Raw genomic sequence first — 257 nt, forward strand, 5'->3', positions numbered from 1 at the left:
GGCCCCACCGCCGTGGCCGGCGGCAAGTGGACCACGTACCGGGCCATGGCCGAGGACGTCGTGGGCTTCGTGGTGCGCGAGCCCCACCCGACCCGTCCCAGCCTCACCGAGCGCATCCCCGTGCTCGGCGGCCTCGGCTACTCGGAGATCGAGGCGGGGGCGGACCGCATCGCCGCCGACTACGGGCTGGGCGAGGCCCGCGCGGACCGGCTCCTGTTCCGGTACGGCACCGTCCTGCGCCATGTGGTCGTCCTCAT

At 74.7% G+C, this 257-nt stretch carries 1 pseudogene; it reads left to right on the forward strand.

The annotated features are described in order from the left end of the window. A pseudogene (locus KVS67_RS12275) lies at positions 1–257 on the forward strand (glycerol-3-phosphate dehydrogenase); the annotation flags it as partial.

This window comes from Micrococcus sp. GbtcB5, assembly GCF_019091605.1.
Taxonomy (GTDB): Bacteria; Actinomycetota; Actinomycetes; order Actinomycetales; family Micrococcaceae; genus Micrococcus; species Micrococcus luteus.